The organism is Moraxella atlantae NBRC 14588 (assembly GCF_001591265.1).
GTDB lineage: Bacteria > Pseudomonadota > Gammaproteobacteria > Pseudomonadales > Moraxellaceae > Faucicola > Faucicola atlantae.
In genome coordinates, this window is sequence record NZ_BCUL01000011.1 from 46604 (window position 1) to 68739 (window position 22136).

17 protein-coding genes and 1 tRNA gene are annotated in these 22136 nt (G+C 47.6%); 16 read left to right on the forward strand and 2 right to left on the reverse strand.

All coding sequences use genetic code 11. The features are described from left to right. Positions 1-10 precede the first annotated feature (10 nt). From accD to gloA, 16 genes are all read left to right on the forward strand, one after another. Complete coding sequence (accD, locus tag MA2_RS07570) at positions 11-940, forward strand: acetyl-CoA carboxylase, carboxyltransferase subunit beta (RefSeq protein ID WP_067058493.1); 930 nt, start codon at positions 11-13, stop codon at positions 938-940. A 118-nt stretch (positions 941-1058) separates the two neighbouring features. Continuing rightward, positions 1059-2360 (forward strand): bifunctional folylpolyglutamate synthase/dihydrofolate synthase, encoded by a 1302-nt coding sequence (locus tag MA2_RS07575; protein ID WP_067058495.1) that lies wholly within the window; start codon positions 1059-1061, stop codon positions 2358-2360. Positions 2361-2500: 140 nt separating this feature from the next. Next, on the forward strand, positions 2501-3607 hold the full coding sequence (locus MA2_RS07580) for an RNA-guided endonuclease InsQ/TnpB family protein (protein ID WP_067058497.1): 1107 nt from the start codon (positions 2501-2503) through the stop codon (positions 3605-3607). A 97-nt stretch (positions 3608-3704) separates the two neighbouring features. Beyond that, on the forward strand, positions 3705-4985 hold the full coding sequence (locus tag MA2_RS07585; RefSeq protein WP_067338333.1) for a LysM peptidoglycan-binding domain-containing protein: 1281 nt from the start codon (positions 3705-3707) through the stop codon (positions 4983-4985). Between the two features lie 130 nt (positions 4986-5115). After that, positions 5116-5667 carry a DUF2726 domain-containing protein gene (locus tag MA2_RS07590; RefSeq protein ID WP_245945298.1) on the forward strand — a complete coding sequence of 184 codons (552 nt, stop codon included), beginning with the start codon at positions 5116-5118 and terminating at the stop codon, positions 5665-5667. Between the two features lie 90 nt (positions 5668-5757). Then, positions 5758-5833 (forward strand) — tRNA-Trp (locus MA2_RS07595). 272 nt (positions 5834-6105) lie between these two features. Next, on the forward strand, positions 6106-6579 hold the full coding sequence (secE, locus tag MA2_RS07600) for a preprotein translocase subunit SecE (RefSeq protein WP_067058501.1): 474 nt from the start codon (positions 6106-6108) through the stop codon (positions 6577-6579). 118 nt (positions 6580-6697) lie between these two features. Then, on the forward strand, positions 6698-7228 hold the full coding sequence (gene nusG / locus MA2_RS07605; RefSeq protein WP_067058541.1) for a transcription termination/antitermination protein NusG: 531 nt from the start codon (positions 6698-6700) through the stop codon (positions 7226-7228). Positions 7229-7411: 183 nt separating this feature from the next. Then, positions 7412-7843, forward strand: a complete 432-nt coding sequence (rplK, locus tag MA2_RS07610) for a 50S ribosomal protein L11 (protein ID WP_067058503.1) — start codon at positions 7412-7414, stop codon at positions 7841-7843. Continuing rightward, on the forward strand, positions 7843-8541 hold the full coding sequence (rplA, locus tag MA2_RS07615) for a 50S ribosomal protein L1 (protein ID WP_067058505.1): 699 nt from the start codon (positions 7843-7845) through the stop codon (positions 8539-8541). The genes rplK and rplA overlap by 1 nt, the downstream gene beginning before the upstream one ends. Before the next feature lie 267 nt (positions 8542-8808). Beyond that, complete coding sequence (gene rplJ, locus MA2_RS07620; protein ID WP_067058507.1) at positions 8809-9318, forward strand: 50S ribosomal protein L10; 510 nt, start codon at positions 8809-8811, stop codon at positions 9316-9318. Positions 9319-9392: 74 nt separating this feature from the next. Further along, positions 9393-9770 carry a 50S ribosomal protein L7/L12 gene (gene rplL, locus MA2_RS07625; RefSeq protein WP_067058508.1) on the forward strand — a complete coding sequence of 126 codons (378 nt, stop codon included), beginning with the start codon at positions 9393-9395 and terminating at the stop codon, positions 9768-9770. Between the two features lie 486 nt (positions 9771-10256). After that, positions 10257-14375, forward strand: coding sequence for a DNA-directed RNA polymerase subunit beta (gene rpoB, locus MA2_RS07630; protein WP_067058510.1), 4119 nt, complete (start codon positions 10257-10259; stop codon positions 14373-14375). An 81-nt stretch (positions 14376-14456) separates the two neighbouring features. Beyond that, positions 14457-18686: a DNA-directed RNA polymerase subunit beta' gene (rpoC, locus tag MA2_RS07635; protein ID WP_067058543.1), complete on the forward strand. Its 4230-nt coding sequence runs from the start codon at positions 14457-14459 to the stop codon at positions 18684-18686. A gap of 156 nt (positions 18687-18842) precedes the next feature. After that, positions 18843-19472, forward strand: a complete 630-nt coding sequence (locus MA2_RS07640) for a carbonic anhydrase (protein ID WP_067058512.1) — start codon at positions 18843-18845, stop codon at positions 19470-19472. Positions 19473-19507: 35 nt separating this feature from the next. Continuing rightward, positions 19508-20017 carry a lactoylglutathione lyase gene (gene gloA, locus MA2_RS07645; protein ID WP_067058514.1) on the forward strand — a complete coding sequence of 170 codons (510 nt, stop codon included), beginning with the start codon at positions 19508-19510 and terminating at the stop codon, positions 20015-20017. 76 nt (positions 20018-20093) lie between these two features. On the opposite strand, the gene hemF is transcribed toward gloA, so the two are convergent. After that, positions 20094-21071, reverse strand: a complete 978-nt coding sequence (gene hemF, locus MA2_RS07650) for an oxygen-dependent coproporphyrinogen oxidase (RefSeq protein ID WP_067058517.1) — start codon at positions 21069-21071, stop codon at positions 20094-20096. A gap of 189 nt (positions 21072-21260) precedes the next feature. Further along, positions 21261-21890 (reverse strand): porin family protein, encoded by a 630-nt coding sequence (locus MA2_RS07655; protein ID WP_067058518.1) that lies wholly within the window; start codon positions 21888-21890, stop codon positions 21261-21263. Between the last annotated feature and the right edge of the window lie 246 nt (positions 21891-22136).

The following is a 22136-nucleotide window of genomic DNA, read 5'->3' on the forward strand; positions in this document are numbered from 1 at the left end:
TTTGTCTGCTATGAACCAAACCGCCCCACAAAACACCGACACGCCTACCAAGTCCGATGATTTGGCAGGTACGTGGCTGACGCGCCCGATTCCCACCGTCAAGCCCAGAACCAAAGTCACGCTAACCGCTGTTGAAACCGAACCGTCTACCGAATGCCCCAATTGCCATGCGGTGATTACTAACACCGCGCTGATTTTTAATGCGTATGTCTGCCCGCATTGCGATGAGCATTTGATCATGTCAGCGCGAACACGGCTAAAATGGCTGTTTGATGATATCGATGAGACGTTGGGCGGTGAATTGGTAACGGGCAATCCGATCGATTTTGTCGATAGCAAGCCGTATCCACAGCGCTTGCGTGAGGCACAGACCAAAACGGGTGAAAACGAAGCTTTGCTTGCCATGACAGGACGCGTGCGCGATTTGGCACTGGTGGCGTGTGCATTTGATTTTGGCTTTATGGGTGGCTCGATGGGCTCGGTGGTTGGCGATCGTTTTGTCTTGGCGACCAAAACTGCGTTGGCACGGCGCATGCCACTGGTGTGTTTTGCTGCGTCGGGTGGGGCGCGGATGCAAGAGGGCTTGTTGTCATTGATGCAGATGGCACGCACGGCAGCGGCGATTGAGCGGCTTAAGCAAGCGCAAGTGCCGTATTTGGTGGTGCTGACCAACCCTGTGTACGGTGGCGTGACGGCAAGCTTGGCAATGCTTGGCGATATCCAATTGGCAGAGCCTAAGGCGATGATTGGCTTTGCAGGCAAGCGCGTGATTGAGCAAACTGTACGCGAGGTGCTCGATGAGCCGTTTCAACGTGCCGAATTTTTGGCAGAGCACGGTGTGATTGACCAGGTGGTGCATCGCCATCAGCTCAAAGATACGATTTATCGCTTATTGAGCAAATTGACGTTTTACCAAACTTTATCCAATCAGCCTGTTTAAGCATTGATTTGAAGTAATAATTGCCAGCGTTTGTCAGCGCTGGTGTTTTTTTGATCATAAATTTTTTTGATGATAAGTTTTTTAGCCGCATTAATCCAGTGAATGAAACGAGAACGATATGCAAACTAAACCTTTAACCGCGCAAGATAGCCTCAATGACTGGCTGATCTATGTTTATGGTATTCATGTGTCGGCGATTGACTTGGGTTTGTCGCGTGTGTTGCCTGTGTTTGAGGCGCTGAACATCGGGCAACCAAACGCGTATGTGTTCACTGTGGCAGGCACCAATGGTAAAGGCTCAACCACCGCTACCTTGGCAGCCATTTGCCAACAGGCAGGCTACAAAACCGCGTTGTATCAATCACCGCATTTGCTGGTTTTTAATGAGCGTATCAAAATCAATGGGCAAATGGTCAGTGATGAGGCGTTGGTAGCGGCATTGTATCGGGTTGAGCAAGCGCGACTGGCGTGTGGGGTGACGTTGTCGTTTTTTGAGATGACCACGCTTGCTGCTATGCTGATTTTTGTCGAGGCTGACTGTGATGTTTGGGTGCTTGAGATTGGACTGGGCGGACGGTTGGATGTGGTCAATATCATTGACCCAAACTTGGCGGTGATTACCAACATCGGCATTGATCATGTTGAATGGTTGGGCAATACCCGTGAGCAAATCGGTGTGGAAAAAGCAGGGATTTTGCGCGACGACATCACGCTGGTGTATGGCGAAGCTGACATGCCAAGGACTATACCGCCGATTATTGCCAAGCACCATGTCCACGTGTTGCAATACGGGCAGGATTATGCTTATAGCAGCGAGCAGGATGCAATCCACTGGCAATACAGCCAGGCAGGCGTGACGTTGTCGTTACCATTACCCAATTTGTCGTTGCATAATACCGCCACTGCCATCACCGCAGCATTGGCAAGCAACCTGACCATCACGCGCGCGCATATTGCGCAAGCTTTGCCACAAGTGCATTTGGCAGGGCGTTTTGACCGCCGTCAAATACAAGGGCGGCAATGGGTGTTTGATGTGGCGCACAATTCGCACGGCATTACGTTTTTGCTCAGCCAATTTGTGCCATATTGGCAGGCGTATCGCGCCGACCACCCCGACGCGCAACTGTATTTAATCATTTCGATGTTGCTTGATAAAGACATCGACAGCGTGTTGCACCACTTGCAAACTTTGCCAGTTGTGCAAGTATTTAGCGGTGTGCTGGATAATCCACGCGCAGCGGATCAACAATTGTTACAAAATAAACTAAACCAGTATTTTACCACTCCCGTGACGGTGTTTGATGAGCTAACCGATGCCGCCCAAGCCGCGTTAGCAAACAGCCGCACCGATGACTTGATACTGGTCTGTGGCTCGTTTTATACCATCAGCGGTGTGTTAAAAACGCTGGCGCAGGTTTAGGCGTGCGTATGGTTGAGCTTGATACAAGCTTGTGTTTATCATCCGTTGCCGTAAACCCACCGACTTTAGGCGGTGGATATAAGGCAACTTTGAAACCATGCTTACACACAGAAACTTATTAAATATGTTAAACTAACCCCATGAAAACCCTCAAGCTACGCATAAAAGACAAACACACAGCAAAGCTAAACCGCCTAAGCGGTTTGGTCAATTTTGTGTGGAACTATGTGAATGACTTGAGTTTTAAATACCTACAACGTACTGGTAAATTCTTTAGTGCCTATGACCTAAACGAATACACCAAAGGTAGCGGTGAACTGCTAGGCTTGCATTCTCAAACCATACAAGCTATCAATGAAACCTACGCCAAATCGCGACGCCAATTCAAAAAGGCTAAATTATCATGGCGAACCAACAACCCAAATTCAAAACGTAAATCACTTGGTTGGCTACCATTTAAACAATCCGCTATTAAGCACATTGCCACCCACCAAACAGGCAAAAAAGGCTTAAAATCAACCCTACAGCTTAGTTTAGCCAAAGGACAAAAGCTAATCATCGATCTATGGGACAGCTACAATCTTGCCCTGTATGACCTCAATACGGTTGAAGTGGTGCAAGACAGCCGTAACCGTTGGTATGCCTGTATCACCGTTAAAGACTATCCTAAAACACCATGCGGAGCAGGTAGTGTCGGTATTGACTTAGGCTTAAAAGACAGTGCCACCACCTCAAACGGCGATAAACTACAAATCAAGCAAACACAGGCATGGGCTAAAAAATTGGGTGTCGCCCAACGTGCCAAAAATAAAAAACGTGTTAAGGCTATCCACGCCAAAATCAAAAACACACGTCAAGACCTCATACACAAATTCACCACAGGGCTAGTTAAAAACAATGCCCTAATCGTGGTCGGTGATGTTAAAACCAGTCAATTTAGCAGTAAAAAAGGCAAACTAGCCAAATCGGTTTACGATGCAGGTTGGTTTGAACTCAAACGCCAACTGACCTACAAATGCAAGCATGCAGGTTGCCGTTTTGAAATCGTAAATGAGAAATACACTACCCAAACTTGCTCGTGTTGCGGTCAAATTGACAGCAATAGTCCGAAAGGTAGCGCAGGTTTGCGAATAAGAGAATGGACTTGTGCAAAGTGTGGCACATGGCATGATAGAGATATTAACGCCAGTAAGAACATTCTTGCGGTCGGGCTTGACCGTCTAGCAGTAGGAATCCCCTCACTTTAGGGAGGGGAGGAAGTCAAAATTGCTTAGTTTAAGGGCAAAATCGCCGCAATATCATAATAGCAATGCAATAACAGCGACGACACAGTGGGGTAGCGTGATGAAATTTTCTAAACAAATCTTGCTTAGCGCGGCTATGATGGTTGGCGGTAGCGTACTGTTGTACGCCACCGTGCACCAAATTTTGCAAAATGATGACACACCTGCTGTCGTGCAAGCCCCTGCCATGCCCACAGCCAATCAAGCCGCTGTCACTGCCAATCAGCCTTTGACCGTAGACGCCGCCACCGAGCAACGCTTGCTGGTTGAAAAACAACGCCAACGTGAGGCACAAGTCGCCGCCCAAGAGCGTGCCGCCCAGCAATATCTCAACGAACAACAACGCATTGAAGCCGAAGCCCTAGCGCGTAGCCGTGCCGAAAATGAACGTTATGTACAGCGCGCAGCAAGCAACACCAACACACCAACAAGTGCGTCCAGCTCACAGCCTGCCCACACGACCAGCTATTCTAACAACACAGCCACCACTAATCCAAAGATCACCGCCACCGTTGTACGCCCTGTCGTCACCCCACGCCCTGTTGAGGTGGTTGAGGTCATCGAGCCAAGCAAACCTGCCAAACCCGCAACCCAAGCCAACCTACAGGCTAACCATGTAAAGACCAACCCAAAGCCAGAGACGCAAGCACCACCAATACAGTCTAAGCCAGCAACCAAGCCCAATCCTGAACCCGTTGCGGCAAAACCGACGCCCAAAAAACCTGCTGAACAACTTACAGCCAAAACCGCCACCAAACCTGAAACCAAAAACACGATCGAATCGGCCGCTGCAAGCAATATCACACACACGCGCGCTGATCAGCATCAAGTTAAAGCAGGCGAAGGCTTGATCAGCCTAGCGCGGCGCTATGACATGCCGACATCGGTGCTTGCTGCCGCCAATGACTTGCCTGCCAATGGACAACTGCGCGTAGGACAAACGCTAAAAATACCGTCACAAGCGCAGGTTCAACGCATCAAACGTGAGGCTGAACAAGAGCAAGCGCGTAAACAGCGCGAAGCTGAGCAAAAAAAACAACAGCGTGAACAATTTGCGGCGGCGCAACAAAAGCTGCGTGATGCCCGACGCAACGTCAAAGAAAACGACGCTAAAGGTAACTTTGGCGTACAAGTTGCGTTAGCGGCTGACGATGAGCGTGCCGATGCCATTGTCAAAGAGCTTAAAGCTGCAGGCTATAAAGTCAAAACCAGCCAAACCAGTCGCGGTGTGCGCGTCGTCGTTGGCCCTGAAACAGGCAAAGAGGCCGCCTTAGCGCTCAAAGACAAAATCAACGCCGACCCGCGCGTCGATGCCAAAAACGGATGGGTGCTATACTGGTAGTAAAGCCGCTTAACCATTTTTTAAGCGACATATCCTGTCGCTTAGTGCAATTACTGCCTTGCGTCTACTGCCTGTCTTGGCAATAATAGCTTGCATTAACAATACAAAAATAAGGTAAAAAGGGCGGGTGATGACTAAGGCAGTGGCAGCGATCATGATACTGGCATTTTTGGCGGTTGCGCTGTTATTGTGGCTAAGCCGTGCTGCTCACACACCTGCTTACAGCCACCATCAACGCACCCATAACCGCCGCAAAAATCACCCCGTCAAAGGAGATGAGCTTGCTGTCTGGCCATTTCAGCCCATGCCGCTAATGACCAACACTGAAGTTGCGTTTTTTGTTCAGTTACAACAGGCGTTGCCTGAATACTTAATTTTTAGCCAAGTGCAACTATCGCGCATCATCGCCCCACTTGATGATACCAATGCCGCGTTTTGGTTCAACCGCATTTGCCGCATGAGCATCGATTATGTCATCGTAGATACCGATGGGCAGCGCGTACTGCTTGCCATTGAGCTTGATGACCATACCCACAACACCGCCAAACGCCAACAACAAGACCGCAAAAAAGACAAAGCCTTAACCAGTGCAGGCCTGCCAGTCGTGCGGTTTGACTGCACCCAGCTACCTAACATATCCGTATTGCGCCAAACATTGTATGATGCCATGACTCGCGCGTGAGACGCCGCTTGCCATCCAATGACGCAATAATTGATAAAAACAGTTGCATTCAGTGCTAAAATCGCTATAATACGGATTCTCAACCACCAAAGGCGATTGGCTCAATTGGTAGAGCATCGGTCTCCAAAACCGAGGGTTGGGGGTTCGAGTCCCTCATCGCCTGCCAATCTTGGCATGATATGGTCAAACTTATTGGCAAATAAACAACTGTCGATACAACAAACCATATAGCCTATCTAAAACGTATTTCTAGTTGCCCACTGCCAGCGTTATAAGCGTGATTTTTTGGCGGCTTTTGTTGTAGACTAAAACATTAAACATCATTGGGGTAGTGAACGTTTTAGGTACAAGATAATCGCGTGTGATAGCGCGTATATACACAGATCAATTGAACACCGCCAAATGGCAGCAAATAGCGCGACAGTTAGAGATTAACCCATGAAAAAAATGCTAGAAAATAAACTCGCAGCCATGACAGGCGATCAGTTTTCTAGCCCGACGGCAAAACGTGCTTTAAGTCAGCCAGATGCGGCAATCACGCTGGCAAAACAGTCTTCGCCCAAAGATATTGTGCTATGGGTGCTTGCTATTGCTGCTTTGATTGCTGCCACACTGACCAATGCGTATTTACCGCAGTATTGGCAGCCTGCTAGCAGTGTGTGGACGCGGATCGCAGTTATTGTAGGTCTGGTTGTGTTTGCTGTGCTTTGCTTGGCTTTGACCCAACAGGGACGCGCGTTTAAGACGTTGTTGGCAGATTCACGAATTGAGCTGCGCCGTGTCACGTGGCCAAGTAAAGCAGAAGTCACCCACTATACATGGCAAGTGATCGTCATGACGGGTCTGTTAGCACTGTTGGTTTGGCTGATGGACATGGCATTTAGCGCGGTTATTCGTTGGATCATCGGTTAATCACTCGATTTTTTGAGCATGAACCCGCCTCGGTGGGTTTTTATTTATTCTGATTTTGCTTAGTGGTCACAGCGTTGGCAAGCTAAGTTTTGACTGGTAAAACATAGGACACATGGCTATGCGTTGGTATATCGTACAGGCGTTTTCAGGCTTTGAAAAACAGGTGCAGCGTTCGTTGATTGAGCGTATCAAGCGCAGTGACTACCAAGATTCTTTTGGGCAGGTACTGGTGCCAACCGAAGAAGTCATCGAAATGCGCGACGGCAAAAAGCGCAAAAGTGAGCGCAAGTTTTTCCCTGGTTATGTACTCATTGAAATGGATATGAATGATCACACCTGGCACTTGGTCAAGGATTGCCCGCGCGTGATGGGCTTTATCGGTGGTACGCCCGAAAACCCTGCACCGATCACGCCAAAAGAGGCTGAAACCATCTTAAACCGCTTGACCAGCAATGAAAACCGCCCACGCCCCAAAACCTTATTTGAACCAGGTGAAGAATTGTTGGTCATTGACGGCCCATTCACCGAGTTCCGCGGCTTGGTAGAAAAAGTTGATTATGAAAAATCACGCTTACAGCTGACCGTCAATGTCTTTAACCGCCCTACACCTGTCGAGCTAGAGTTTACCCAAGTTGAAAAATTAAGCTAATCATAAGCTTATTGTTGGTCTGCACCTCGATGAATTGTGACAGCTAGGTGCATTTTTTACTTGCGTTTTATAAGATTTTGGCTATAATATTTGCCTTTTAGTGCGTAGGCTGACTATATAGGTCTTTGGCGCACGCTAAACGGGGAGCCTCACGGCGTTTGCACCCATCTATCGGAGTCTATCATGGCTAAGAAAATTGACGGCTATATCAAGCTGCAAGTGCCAGCAGGTAAAGCCAATCCATCACCACCCATTGGTCCTGCGTTGGGTCAAAAAGGTGTGAACATCATGGCGTTTTGTAAAGAATTCAACGCCGCTACCTCAAGCATGGAACCTGGCTTGCCAATTCCTGTTGAAATCACAGTTTTCAACGACAAGTCATTTACCTTTATCATGAAGTCGCCACCTGCGGCATTCTTGCTACGCAAAGCAGCAGGTATCCAAAAAGGTTCTGGCGTACCGAATAAAAACAAAGTTGGTAAAGTAAATCGCGAACAGCTTGAAGAAATCGTTAAAACCAAAGACGCAGACTTAACCGCAGCAGAGATTGAAGCGGCTGTACGTACCATTGCAGGTACGGCGCGTTCAATGGGTATTGAAGTGGAGGGCGTGTAATGGCAAAACTTACCAAACGCCAAAAAGCGATTGCTGAACGCTTTGATGAAACCAAACAATATACTTTGGCAGAAGCTGTTGAAATCCTAAACAGCTTGCCACCAGCCAAGTTTAAAGAATCAATCGACATTGCAGTAAACTTGGGTGTAGATCCTCGTAAATCTGACCAAGTGGTACGCGGTGCAACCAATTTACCAGCAGGTACTGGTAAAACCAAGCGCGTTGCAGTATTTGCACAAGGTGCGGTTGCTGATGCTGCTAAAGAAGCAGGCGCTGATGTGGTGGGTTTTGAAGACCTTGCTGAAAGCATTAAAGCAGGTAACCTTGACTTTGACGTAGTCATTGCCTCACCAGATGCAATGCGTGTGGTTGGTCAGTTGGGTACCATTTTGGGTCCACGTGGTTTGATGCCAAACCCAAAAGTTGGCACAGTAACACCAAACGTTGCTGAAGCGGTACGCAATACCAAAGCAGGTCAAGCACAATATCGTGTTGATAAAGCAGGTATTATCCATACCACTATTGGACAAGTGGGCTTTAGTGCCGATCAAATCGAACAAAACGCCCGTGCGTTGATCAATGATTTGAAACGCGCCAAACCTGCGACTTCAAAAGGTATTTACATCAAAAAAATCACCTTGACCAGCACCATGGGCCCAGGGATTGAAATTGATCCAATGCCTTATCGCCCTGCATAAGTTTTAACAGATTTTGCTAACTGTTTTTCATCAGTTAGCCGTATTTAGCGCAGCACAACGGGTTGTGCTGTCTAAGACCGTAGGTTCAAGTGAAAGTGGCGGTTAGCCCCAAACTTGTTTAATTGCCTTTTAGGTAGCCTACGCAGACGGTTGGTTAAGCAATTAACACCGTATTCCTGATAGTCTGTGGTCTAATAGGCAACCGACTATTTAACAAGGCTTATTATTGTTAAGTGTTTAATAGCAATAATAAAATGGAGACAACCCATGGCATTAAATCTTCAAGACAAACAAGCGATTGTTGCTGAAGTGACTGAATCTGCCCAAGGTGCCTTGTCTGCTGTGGTAGCTGACGCGCGTGGCGTGACAGTTGCCAAAATGACCCAACTACGCAAAGACGCGCGTGCAGCGGGTGTTGAGATGCGTATCGTGCGTAACACGTTGTTGCGCCGTGCGTTGCAAGACACTGAGTACGCCGTGCTCAATGACGTATTTGTGGGTCCAACGCTGATTGCATTCTCAAAAGAACATCCAGGTGCTGCGGCACGTTTGTTCAAAGAGTTTGCTAAAGCCAATGACAAATTTGAAGTCAAAGGCGCAGCGTTTGGTGGCGAATTTATCGCTGCCAACCAAATCGACCGCCTAGCGACATTGCCAACTTACGAGGAAGCAATCGCACGCTTGATGGGTACGATGAAAGAAGCAGCAGCAGGCAAATTGGCACGTACCTTGGCAGCTTTGCGCGACCAAATGCAAGCTGGTGGCGAAGCCGCTTAAGTCATTGTTTGACAGGTACAACAGATTTTTTAATTACTTTGAGCCTAGTTTAGGCATAATTTAGGATACAGATCATGGCATTGAGCAATCAAGAAATCCTTGACGCAATCGCAGAAAAAACAGTAATGGAAATTGTTGAGCTTATCTCAGCAATGGAAGAAAAATTCGGCGTATCAGCAGCAGCAGCAGCGGTTGCTGTTGCCGCACCTGGTGAAGGTGGTGGCGCGGCCGCTGAAGAAAAAGATGACTTCACTGTTATGCTAACTTCATTCGGTGACAAGAAAGTTGGTGTGATCAAAGCAGTTCGTGAAGCCACAGGTCTTGGCTTGAAAGAAGCTAAAGATTTGGTTGAGGGTGCACCTTCAGCTGTTAAAGAAGGCGTTGGCAAAGCTGAAGCCGAAGAACTTAAGAAAAAACTTGAAGAAGCCGGCGCAACTGTCGAGCTTAAATAAGTTTTATCTTATTGTCTATCACAGGCGCGTTAAGCAGCCAAGTGATGGGCAGCAAAAATCAGCAGGGCTTGCCTTGCTGATTTTTTTTTGCTATACTAGCAGTCTTGACCTTGCGTGTCAGATACAACACCGCGGTACTGTGGTGCTGAGCGCGTAAAAAAGGACATCATGGCTGTATGCACGCTAAAATATCTTGTAGTTAGCAACACGCTGGGCTAAATACCTTGGCAGGTATTTGGCTTTTTGTCGTTTGCTGATTTTGCTACACACTGTGTTTAATCAGGCTGTGCTAATTTGCGTATCATACACCCAGCGGCATGATTCGACAAGGCTTTGAGGCAAAATTACACGTTTAGGATTAAGCCATAACCGTGATTTTGCGCAAAGCTGATCTATTTTCTAACCAATGCGTCACCGTCTATAAGCAATGCTTAGCCGCACGGTGAACATTGAAATCTCTTGGCTTTAACTGTTTAAGGATTGTGAATGGCATACTCTTATACTGAAAAAAAACGCATCCGTAAAAGTTTTGCAAAATTGCCCACGGTTATGGATGTGCCTTATTTGTTGGCAATCCAAATGGACTCGTACGAGCAATTTTTGCAAGAAAACAAAAAGCCCAAAAGCCGTGAGAACGTTGGTTTACAAGCCGCGTTTACCTCAATATTCCCGATTGAAAGCCATACGGGCAACGCTGAGCTACAGTTTGTTGAGTACTATTTGGGTGCCCCAGAATTTGACGTGCGTGAATGTATTACCCGTGGCTCAACCTATGCCGCGCCTTTGCGTGTCAAGATTCGCTTGGTGATTAAAGATAAAGATGCCAAAGACAAAAACAGCAAGGCGGCGATTAAAGATATTCGCGAACAAAGCGTCTACATGGGCGAAATTCCGTTGATGACTGAGAACGGTACGTTTGTTATCAATGGTACTGAGCGCGTGATTGTGTCTCAGCTGCATCGCTCACCTGGTGTGTTCTTTGACCATGACAAGGGCAAATCACATTCAAGCGGCAAGGTATTGTACAATGCGCGTATTATTCCTTATCGTGGCTCATGGTTAGACTTTGAATTTGATGCCAAAGATTTGTTGTTCGCGCGTATTGACCGTCGTCGTAAGCTATTGGCCACGGTGATTTTGCATGCTATTGGTATGACCAACCAAGAAATCTTGGACACGTTTTATGACAAAGTGCGTGTGTATAAGGGCGCTGAGCAGTTTGAAATTGATCTAGTGCCAGAGCGGTTGCGCGGTGAAATGGCGCAATTTGACATTACCTCGCCTGATGGTGAAGTGATCGTTGAACAGGGTAAACGCATCAATGCGCGCGCGATTCGTAAAATTGAGCAAGCAGGGATGACGCGCTTGCCTGTGCCTGATGAGTATTTGTACGAGCGCATTTTGGCGCAAGATATCGTCGTTGGTGATGATGTGGTGGCACGTGCCAATCAGCTGATTGATCATGAAACGTTGGTCAAAATCAGCCAAGGTGATGTGGCAGAATTTGACTTATTATTTACCAACGATATTGACCATGGCTCTTATATCGCTGATACCTTGCGTGCCGATACCGCAAACACGCGCGAGGAGGCTTTGATCGAAATTTATAAAGTCATGCGCCCTGGTGAACCACCAACTTTGGATACTGCCGAAAAACTGTTTGAGTCATTGTTCTTTAATGCCGAGCGCTATGACTTGTCAAATGTGGGGCGCATGAAGTTCAACCGCCGTTTGAACCGCCCGTTTGAGCCATCAAATGACCCAGAGGTACAGCGCGAGCGCAGCGTCTTGACCAATCAAGATATCGTGGATGTGTTAAAAACCTTAATTGATATTCGTGACGGTCGCGGCGTGGTGGATGACATTGACCACTTGGGTAACCGCCGTGTGCGTTCGGTCGGCGAAATGACCGAAAATCAATTCCGTGTCGGCTTGGTACGGGTTGAACGTGCGGTCAAAGAGCGTTTGAGCGCGGTTGAAACCGACAATTTATCACCACAAGATTTGATTAACTCAAAACCTGTGGCGGCGGCGATTAAGGAGTTTTTTGGTTCATCACAGCTGTCACAGTTTATGGATCAAAACAACCCACTGTCAGAGATCACCCACAAGCGTCGTGTGTCAGCATTGGGTCCAGGTGGTTTGACCCGTGAGCGCGCAGGCTTTGAGGTGCGTGACGTACACCAAACCCACTATGGCCGTGTGTGCCCGATTGAAACACCTGAGGGGCCAAACATTGGTTTGATCAACTCGTTGGCAGTGTTCGCTAAAACCAACGAATACGGCTTTTTAGAAACTCCATACCGCAAAGTAATTGACGGTAGAGTAACTGATGATATCGAATATTTATCAGCGATTGAAGAGGTGGGTACGGTCATTGCGCAAGCTGATTCACCCATGGATGCTGAGGGTAATTTGAGCGAAGAGTACGTCATGGTGCGTAATTATGGTGAATTCGTGCGCATGCCTGCCGATAAGGTCACCCATATGGACGTCTCTCCACGTCAAGTGGTGTCAGTAGCGGCAAGCTTGATTCCTTTCTTGGAGCATGATGACGCCAACCGTGCCTTGATGGGATCAAACATGCAGCGTCAAGCTGTGCCAACGTTACGCTCGGATAAGCCACTTGTCGGTACAGGTATGGAGCGTCACGTAGCACGTGACTCAGGCGTGTGTGTCATCGCCAAACGCGGCGGTGTGATCGCTGACGTTGATGCCAGCCGTATCGTAGTACGCGTCAATGAAGAGGAGATGACTGCAGGTGAAGCGGGTATTGATATCTATAATTTGGTCAAATACACACGCTCAAACCAAAACACCTGTATTAACCAGCGCATTATCGTCAATTTGGGTGACGTAATCGCGCGCGGCGATATCTTGGCCGATGGTCCTTCTACCGACTTGGGCGAGCTTGCGTTGGGTCAAAACATGCGCGTGGCGTTTATGCCATGGAATGGCTACAACTTTGAAGACTCGATTTTGCTATCAGAGCGTGTGGTACGCGATGACCGCTTTACCACCATCCACATTCAAGAACTGACCTGTGTGGCGCGCGATACCAAATTGGGTACCGAAGAAATCACTGGCGATATTCCAAACGTTGGTGAGGCAGCACTGGCAAACCTTGATGAAGCAGGTATTGTGTATATCGGGGCAGAAGTTGAAGGTGGTGATATCTTGGTGGGCAAAGTAACACCAAAAGGTGAAACCCAATTAACGCCTGAAGAGAAGCTATTGCGTGCGATTTTTGGTGAGAAAGCCGCCGATGTTAAAGATACCTCATTGCGTGTACCATCAGGCACTAAAGGTACTGTAATCGACGTGCAAGTCTTTACCCGTGATGGGCTAGAAAAAGACAGCCGTGCGTTGGCGATTGAAAAGGCGCAGCTTGATAATTACCGCAAAGACTTAAAAGAAGAGTTACGCATCTTTGAAAATGCTGCACGTGGCCGCATTATTGGTCTATTGGCAGGGCAAAGCGTGAGTGGGGGTGCAGGGCTAAAAGCAGGCACCGAGCTGACCGAAGCTATACTACAAGACATGAGCATGGATACCTTGTTGGATATTCAGCCAACCCAAGAAGACATTGCTGACCGTCTAAGCCAAATCGGTGAATTCTTGAGCGATAAGCAAAAAGAAATCGACGATAAATTTAGCGAGAAAAAACGCAAACTGACGGCAGGCGATGACTTGACTCACGGCGTACAAAAAATCGTTAAGGTGTATCTAGCCGTTAAACGTCGTATCCAACCGGGTGACAAAATGGCAGGACGACACGGTAACAAAGGCGTGGTATCGCGTATTATGCCGGTTGAAGATATGCCGTATGACGAAAGTGGTAACCCTGTCGATGTGGTGCTTAACCCATTGGGTGTACCATCGCGAATGAACGTTGGGCAGATTTTAGAAACCCACTTGGGCGGAGCCGCCAAAGGCTTGGGTGAAAAAATTGACCGCATGCTCAAGCAGCAAGCTGCCGTGGCAGAATTGCGCGAGTTTTTAGACAAGATTTACAACCAAATCGGCGGTGAAACCGTAGATTTAGACAGCCTAAATGATGATGAAATCATCGGTTTGTCGAAAAATTTGACTGCAGGGGTACCAATGGGTACCGCCGTATTTGACGGTGCCAAAGAAACCCAGATCAAGGGCTTACTTGAGCTTGCTGATATGCCAACCAGTGGACAACAAGTGTTGTTTGATGGGCGTACAGGTCAGCAGTTTGACCGCCCCGTTACTGTCGGCTACATGTATATGTTGAAACTTAACCACTTGGTTGATGACAAAATGCACGCGCGCTCAACAGGTTCGTACTCATTGGTTACCCAGCAGCCGTTGGGCGGTAAAGCGCAGTTTGGTGGTCAGCGTTTTGGTGAGATGGAAGTGTGGGCGTTGGAAGCTTATGGCGCGGCGTATACCTTGCAAGAAATGCTTACGGTCAAATCTGACGACGTTGATGGACGTACGCGTATGTACAAAAACATCGTCGATGGCGAGCAAAATATGGCACCTGGTATGCCCGAGTCATTCAACGTTTTGACCAAAGAAATCAAATCGTTGGGTATCAACATCGAGCTTAAAGACCATAGCAAAAATAAAGCCTAATTTAGTAGTGTGATGCGACAATCGTAACCTATGCAGGTTGGCACCATCGTGTTGCCTACCTGCTTATCATGGAGAAGTCATTTGAAAGATTTATTAGATATCATGAAAACGCCTGTCGAATCTGGTAATCCAGAATTTGACAGCATTCAAATTTCTTTGGCATCACCCGATACCATCAAGTCTTGGTCACATGGTGAGGTCAAAAAACCTGAAACCATCAACTACCGCACATTCAAACCTGAGCGTGACGGTCTGTTTTGTGCCAAAATCTTTGGCCCTGTCAAAGACTATGAATGCTTGTGTGGCAAATACAAACGCCGCAAATTCCAAGGCATTATCTGTGAAAAATGTGGCGTAGAAGTTACTGCCGCTAAAGTGCGTCGTGAGCGCATGGGGCACATCGAGCTTGCCAGTCCAGTTGCGCACATTTGGTTCTTAAAATCATTGCCAAGCCGTATTGGTTTGTTGCTTGATATGACCTTGCGTGATATCGAGCGCGTGTTGTATTTTGAAAGCTATGTCGTCACCGACCCTGGTATGACCACGCTAGAAAAATACCAACTGCTTGATGATGAAGACTACTTTAAAGCACTAGAGCAGTTTGGTGACGACTTCATCGCCAAAATGGGCGCAGAAGCGGTACAAGATTTGCTACGCGACATTGACATCGATCTAGAAATCGATCAATTGCGTGAGGAAATCCCCAATACAGGCTCAGAAACCAAACTCAAAAAAATGTCTAAGCGTTTGAAATTGCTGGAGTCATTTCGCGATTCAAACAACAAGCCAGAGTGGATGGTGATGACCGTATTGCCCGTGTTGCCACCTGACTTGCGTCCCTTGGTACCTCTTGAGGGCGGACGTTTTGCCACGTCGGATCTAAACGACTTATACCGCCGTGTAATTAACCGTAACAACCGTCTAAAACGCTTGCTTGAGCTTAACGCGCCTGACATCATCGTGCGCAACGAAAAACGCATGCTGCAAGAATCAGTAGACGCGTTATTAGACAACGGACGCCGTGGTCGTGCCATCACAGGTAGCAACAAACGCCCACTTAAATCACTTGCCGATATGATTAAAGGTAAGCAAGGGCGTTTTCGTCAAAACTTGTTGGGTAAACGTGTGGACTATTCAGGACGTTCGGTTATTACCGTTGGTCCATACCTACGCTTGCACCAATGTGGTTTGCCCAAAAAAATGGCGTTGGAGTTGTTCAAACCATTTACCTACGCCAAACTGCTACAAAACGGTATTGCCACCACCATCAAAGCCGCCAAAAAAATGGTTGAGCGTGAAGAGCCTGCGGTTTGGGATATGCTAGCCAGTGTAATCCGCGAGCATCCTGTATTGCTTAACCGTGCGCCAACATTGCACCGTTTGGGCTTGCAGGCGTTTGAGCCTGTGTTGATTGAAGGTAAGGCCATTCAGCTGCACCCCTTGGTATGTACCGCATTTAACGCTGACTTTGACGGTGACCAAATGGCGGTGCATGTGCCATTGACCTTAGAGGCACAGCTTGAGGCACGTGCGTTGATGATGTCTACCAACAACATCCTATCGCCTGCCAACGGTGATCCCATCATCGTACCATCGCAGGACGTGGTGCTAGGCTTGTACTACATCAGTCGTTCGCACATCAATGCCAAAGGCGAGGGCATGACCTTTGCCAACGTTGAGGAAGTGTACCGTGCGTTAGGCACTGGGGATTTGAGCGTTAATGCCAAAATCCGTGTGCGCGTGGCAGAAACCAGCTTTGATGACGAGGGCAATGCCAGCGTTAGCCATCGTATGATTGACACGGTAGCCGGCCGCTGCTTGATCTGGAACATCACGCCAAAAGGTATGAGCTTTGATGAAGTTAATAAAGAGATGAGCAAAAAGAACATCTCACGCTTGATTAACTCGTGCTACCGTAAAATGGGTGTTAAGGACAGCGTCATGTTCGCTGACCAATTGATGTATCTTGGTTTTGCCCAAGCGACCTTATCGGGCGTATCGATTGGTATGGAAGACATGGTCATTCCACCCAATAAAGCCACGATTATCGAAGCTGCCGATGCTGAAGTGCGTGAAATTGAAAGCCAGTTTGAGCAAGGTTTTGTGACCTCAGGCGAGCGATATAACAAGGTAATTGATATTTGGTCACGTACCAACGACCAAATCGCCAAAGCCATGATGGAAAACTTGTCGCAAGACACCGTGATCAACCGTGATGGTGAAGAAGAGAAGGAAAAATCCTTTAACTCAATTTACATCATGTCGGATTCAGGTGCACGGGGTAGTGCAGCACAGATTCGTCAGTTGGCAGGTATGCGTGGTTTGATGGCAAAACCAGACGGTTCGATCATCGAAACGCCGATTAAAGCCAATTTCCGTGAAGGTTTGAGCGTATTGCAGTACTTTATCTCAACCCACGGTGCGCGTAAAGGCTTGGCAGATACCGCACTCAAAACCGCCAACTCAGGGTATTTGACCCGTCGCTTGGTTGACGTTGCACAAGATTTGGTGATCACTGAAACCGATTGTGGTACCGACAAAGGTGTGCTCATGAAACCACACATTGAAGGTGGTGAAATCATCGAGCAACTAGGCGACCGTGTGTTAGGTCGTGTGCTAGCACGTGATGTGGTATCAAACACTACACAAGAAGTCGTGATTCCAGAAGGCACCTTGTTGGATGAACGTTGGGTACGTGTGCTTGATGAGCATGGTATCGATGAAGTTTGGGTGCGCTCAGTTATCACCTGTGAAGTGCCATACGGTGTGTGTGCACAGTGCTATGGTCGTGACTTGGCACGTGGTCACCGTGTCAATATCGGTGAATCCGTGGGTGTTATGGCAGCGCAGTCAATCGGTGAACCAGGTACACAGCTGACCATGCGTACATTCCACGTCGGTGGTGCGGCAAGCTCGGCTTCGGTTGAGAACAGCATTCAGGTCAACAAAGGCGGTACGGTTCGTTTCCAAAACTTCAAAACCGTGCAGCACAGCGATGGCTATTTGGTTGTGGTATCACGTTCAGCAGAGCTTAGCATTACCGATGAGCTAGGACGTGAGCGCGAGCGTTATAAAGTACCTTACGGTTCATCGGTCAATATCAACGACGGCGACGCTGTTGAAGCAGGACAAGTGATTGCTAAATGGGATCCGCATACCCACCCAATCATCACCGAGGTGTCGGGTACCGCACGCTTCAACGACATCACCGATGGCATCACCGCTACGCTGAAAATTGATGAAGCCACGGGTATGAGCTCGTATGAGATTTTGGCAACCAAAGACCGCCCATCAAGTGGTAAGGACTTGCGCCCTGCAATCGTTTTAGACACTGCCGATGGCAAAGAAGTCGTCTATTTCTTGCCACCACAAACCATCTTACGCGTGCGTGAAGGTGAGCAAGTGGATGTCGGTTCGGTACTTGGACGTGTGCCACAAGCGTCGACCAGTACCAAAGATATCACGGGTGGTTTGCCACGCGTTGCTGACTTGTTCGAAGCGCGTCGCCCGAAAGACCATGCCATTATGGCAGAAATGAGCGGTGTGGTATCGTTTGGTAAAGACACCAAAGGCAAAAACCGTTTTGTCATCACCAACGATGACGGTGAAGTGCATGAGGAATTGATTCCAAAATGGCGTCAAATCAACGTCTTTGAAGGTGAACGTGTCGAGCGCGGTGAAGTGATTGCTGACGGTCCACAAAACCCACACGATATCTTGCGCTTAAAAGGCGAAACCGAATTGGCAAATTACATTGTCAATGAGGTGCAAGAGGTGTATCGCTTACAAGGGGTGAAAATCAACGACAAGCACATTGAGGTAATTATTCGCCAAATGCTGCGTAAAGTTGAAATCGTCGATGGCGGTGACTCAAGCTACTTCAAAGGTGATCAAGCCGAGTATGCAGACATCGTTGCTATGAATGCCAAACTCAACGCGGAAAACAAATTCCCAATCAAGTTTGAGCGTTTGCTATTGGGTATCACCAAAGCGTCATTGGCAACCGAAAGCTTTATCTCGGCGGCGTCGTTCCAAGAAACCACGCGTGTTTTGACAGCAGCGGCGGTAACGGGCAAAGTCGATGACCTACGCGGCTTGAAAGAAAACGTTGTGGTCGGACGTTTGGTGCCATCGGGCACAGGTTTGGCATACCACAACCAACGCCTGTATAGCGCAGATGTGGTGACCAAAAATGAGCAAGACGCTGCCATGATCGCGCTTGATCCAATCACCGCACAGGCAGACCCTGAACAAGCGTTTAGTGACTTTGATGACCGCTTTGCTGAAGAGTTTAATCAGTCGCAGCCATAAGATTGTTAGGTAACTAAAAAAAAGGTTGGCGCAATGCCAGCCTTTTTTGTGGCAAAAACTTTGCCGATGCCAAGTCATACGATGAAATACGCCAATTTTTAGGGTAAAATGCGCTGACTGTTGCATCAATTTTCATTTAACTTGCGAGTAAAATTCATGCCAAATCGTCCCGATAGCCCCCAAGCTGCCCTGCAACTACTCAAAGATGGCAACGCCCGTTTTGTCGAAAGTCTTAAAGACCCCAATGCTGTCTTACTTGCCAGCAATGCCTTGACGCAAGAACATGCACCGTTTGCCATTATTTTGGGCTGCTCGGACGCGCGCGTGCCTGCCGAATTGGTATTTGACCAAGGTTTGGGAGATTTGTTTGTCATTCGTGTGGCAGGTAATATCGTTGCACCATCGCAAATCGGTTCGGTTGAGTTTGCTGCCGAAAAATTTGGTACCGGCCTTGTGGTTGTGCTTGGGCATTCACATTGCGGTGCGGTGACCGCGTGTGTCGAAAGCGTCATGAACCCCGACCAATACGTGACGCCAAACTTGCGTTCGATCGTCGATCGCATTCGTCCCAGTGTGTATAACTTGCATGAAATCTATACCGCCAGCGGGCAGACGGTGAATGAAGATGAGCTGATTGCGCGCGGTGTCAAAGCCAATGTGCGTATGTCGGTCAGTCAGCTAAAACACGGCTCACGTACTTTAGAAGACGCGGTTGAAAGTGGTAAGCTATTGATTGTCGGAGCAAACTACGACCTAGAAACAGGGCAAGTACACTTTTTTGAATAACAAATTTGCATCACAACATCAAACAGGAGCATTAAATGGCTGGTCATAACACCAACACCCAAAACAACACCCAAGGCTATGTATTTAACCACACCATGCTACGCGTCAAAGATCCGCAAGTATCGTTGGACTTTTATCAAAACGTGCTAGGCATGACGCTGTTGCATCGCAAGACCTTCCCTGAAGCCGAATTTGATTTGTACTTTTTGGCAAAACTTACCGATGAGGAGCTAGCCAATCTACCAAAAGATGACGCAGCGCGCGCCGAGTTCACTTTCCGCCAACGTGGAATTTTGGAGCTAACGCACAACTACGGCACCGAAAACGACCCCGATTTTAGCTACCACAGTGGTAATAGCGAGCCCAAAGGCTTTGGGCATATCTGCTTTAGCGTGCCAGACTTACATGCTGCCGTGGCATGGTTTGACCAAAATCATGTGACATTTCAAAAACGCCCCGAACAAGGCGGCATGAAAAACATCGCATTTATCAAAGATCCCGATGGTTACTGGATTGAAATTGTTCAAGCTAGCTTGATGGGCTAGTGCGAAAACAGGCTAAAACACATCAAACGTTTTAGCCTATTTGGTGGGTTGGCCAGTAGGGCAGGATGTGTTGAATTTAGCCGAGCAGGGCATGCTGTTTGCCAAGTGCTAGCCAGTCCTGCGGTTTTAAATAAAAATCGGTGAGCTCAAATTCAGGCGTGCCTACCACAGGCTCATAACGGTACTGCCAACCTGTCAAAGGCGGCAGGCTAACCAAAATCGACTCAGTGCGCCCGTGGCTTTGTAGCCCAAACAGCGTACCACGGTCATACACCAGATTGTACTCAACATAACGACCACGGCGATACAGCTGAAATTCGCGCTGGGCAGGAGTGTAAGGTGTATATTTGCGTTGCTCGAAAATGGGTAAAATCGCGTCTAAATAACCATTGCCCACCGCCTGCATAAAGGCAAAACTGGTATCAAAATCCCAGCCCATGCTTTGGGTATTGACATCATCATAAAACAGCCCCCCAATCCCGCGTTGCTCATCACGGTGTGCTAAATAAAAATATTCATCACACCATTGTTTAAATTGCGGATATACGTCCTCGCCAAACGGCTGACACACATCATGGCATACGGTATGCCAATGCACACAGTCGGCTAGCACAGGATAAAACGGTGTCAAATCAAACCCACCACCAAACCACCAAATTGGCTCGGCATCGTCTTTTTCGGCGATAAATAAACGCACGTTGGCATGACTGGTTGGTACGTGTGGATTTTTGGGATGCACAACCAACGACACCCCCAAGGCCTGCGCTTGTCTGCCTGCCAGTTCGGGGTGTCGCGCTGTTGCGGTTGGCGGTAGCTGATTGATGTTGATATGGCTGAACATCACACCTGCTTTTTCAATGACTTGGCCGCCCTGCATGACACATGAACGTCCACCGCCACCGCCTTGTGTAATCGGACGTTGCCAATCATCAACCAAAAACTGGCTACTGGTCGCGCCATCTATACCACCTTGCTGTTCTTGCGCCGTCAGCGCGTTACAAATCCGTTGTTGTAAATCAAGTAAAAAGGCGCGTACATCGGCAACCGTTGTCATAAATAATCCTTGCGAAGTCTATTAAATTCGAACATTGCCTGCTATTTTAGCATAAACTTAAATACTCTACTGCTTATAGGGACATTAAACGGATATTCAGTGCACAAGCAGCAGGCACAAAAAAAACAGTGCTCAATCGAGCACTGTTTATGGTTGTTACTATCTTTTGTTAGATCGGAGTAACATGGATTAGAATTTTACTTTTGCACCGATTGACCACAAGTTAGCATCTGAGCTGGCATAGTCGTAGTTAGCTTCTAGGTCAACGTTTGACGCTGCATGATAGCCTAGACCCAAACCACCTGCCAAGCTGGTATCTTTAGATTCTGATTTGTACTTAGCTTTCACCAAGTTGGTATCAACAATATCAGCATCACCTTTAACTTCGGTGCGAGCGATACCTAGACGACCTTTGGCATATACAGGGGTATTCTCAAAGTTATAAGTGTAAGTACCATACAAGCCGTAGGTTTTGGCATCGTAATCACCTTTAACATCACCTACGTTGGTTTTAAAGGTTACATCGGCGTCGTCAGTACCAACGTATTCCCCTTCCATACCCCAGTTAGAGTCAAACTGATAGCCCAATACAATACCATAAGCGGTAGTTTTATCGGTATCGGCGTTGTCTAAATCACCGTCTAATTGACCAACTTTGATACCTGCATAAGCCTGTCCTGGATAGCCCCAAGCGTTGGCAGCGGTGGTATTGGTGTTATAAGTGGTGGTATTGGTATTATAAGCAGTGGCTGCATGGGCGCCTGTAGTGATGGCTGCGCTAGCAAGCAACAATGCCAATGTTTTATTCATGAATTTCATGAGCTATTCCTCCTCGATATATGACACGCCAAAGCATTAACCAAAGCATTAAGTAGTTAGCACCTCAACGTGATGATGGGTGTATCTTAACAGTGCCATCACATTTATGTGTCATTATTTGACGGCAAACAAGTAAGCAAATGCAAGCAAGGTTGCGATTTTACCTTAAAATTGGCGATTTTGAAATTTTTTGTTACCTTTGTTGCAATACTTTGTTACATCTTGCGCAAATAATTTGTAATAAAA

Bases quoted from the DNA above. Each gene is read 5' to 3' on its own strand.
- MA2_RS07590 (WP_245945298.1), top strand. From the start codon at position 5,116: ATGACTAAGGCAGTGGCAGCGATCATGATACTGGCATTTTTGGCGGTT.
- gloA (WP_067058514.1), top strand. From the start codon at position 19,508: ATGGCTGGTCATAACACCAACACCCAAAACAACACCCAAGGCTATGTA.
- hemF (WP_067058517.1), bottom strand. From the start codon at position 21,071: ATGACAACGGTTGCCGATGTACGCGCCTTTTTACTTGATTTACAACAA.
- rplL (WP_067058508.1), top strand. From the start codon at position 9,393: ATGGCATTGAGCAATCAAGAAATCCTTGACGCAATCGCAGAAAAAACA.
- MA2_RS07585 (WP_067338333.1), top strand. From the start codon at position 3,705: ATGAAATTTTCTAAACAAATCTTGCTTAGCGCGGCTATGATGGTTGGC.
- MA2_RS07640 (WP_067058512.1), top strand. From the start codon at position 18,843: ATGCCAAATCGTCCCGATAGCCCCCAAGCTGCCCTGCAACTACTCAAA.
- secE (WP_067058501.1), top strand. From the start codon at position 6,106: ATGAAAAAAATGCTAGAAAATAAACTCGCAGCCATGACAGGCGATCAG.
- rplA (WP_067058505.1), top strand. From the start codon at position 7,843: ATGGCAAAACTTACCAAACGCCAAAAAGCGATTGCTGAACGCTTTGAT.
- MA2_RS07655 (WP_067058518.1), bottom strand. From the start codon at position 21,890: ATGAAATTCATGAATAAAACATTGGCATTGTTGCTTGCTAGCGCAGCC.
- MA2_RS07580 (WP_067058497.1), top strand. From the start codon at position 2,501: ATGAAAACCCTCAAGCTACGCATAAAAGACAAACACACAGCAAAGCTA.
- rplJ (WP_067058507.1), top strand. From the start codon at position 8,809: ATGGCATTAAATCTTCAAGACAAACAAGCGATTGTTGCTGAAGTGACT.
- rplK (WP_067058503.1), top strand. From the start codon at position 7,412: ATGGCTAAGAAAATTGACGGCTATATCAAGCTGCAAGTGCCAGCAGGT.
- rpoB (WP_067058510.1), top strand. From the start codon at position 10,257: ATGGCATACTCTTATACTGAAAAAAAACGCATCCGTAAAAGTTTTGCA.
- MA2_RS07575 (WP_067058495.1), top strand. From the start codon at position 1,059: ATGCAAACTAAACCTTTAACCGCGCAAGATAGCCTCAATGACTGGCTG.
- accD (WP_067058493.1), top strand. From the start codon at position 11: ATGAACCAAACCGCCCCACAAAACACCGACACGCCTACCAAGTCCGAT.
- nusG (WP_067058541.1), top strand. From the start codon at position 6,698: ATGCGTTGGTATATCGTACAGGCGTTTTCAGGCTTTGAAAAACAGGTG.